General features: G+C 68.0%; 1 pseudogene. It reads right to left on the reverse strand.

Going from position 1 to position 206, the window contains the following annotated elements:
- Window positions 1-206 (reverse strand): annotated as a pseudogene (locus L687_RS42725) (glycoside hydrolase family 3 protein); the annotation flags it as partial.

Raw genomic sequence — 206 nt, forward strand, 5'->3', positions numbered from 1 at the left:
CCTCCTGCAGGGCGTTGTGCCATGCGGCGATCTCCCGCGCCGACGGGGCCTGCAGGATGTTCACGTGCGTGATGCCACGGTCGATGATGGTGCGCATCGACGGAGAGCCGAACAGGCCGGGGGCGTCGAGGTCGTCGCCGAGGGTCGCCATCGGCTGGAACATCTGTCCCGCCTTGTCCTCGAGCGTCATTCGGGTGAGCAGGTCC

This window comes from Microbacterium maritypicum MF109, from assembly GCF_000455825.1.
GTDB lineage: Bacteria > Actinomycetota > Actinomycetes > Actinomycetales > Microbacteriaceae > Microbacterium > Microbacterium maritypicum_A.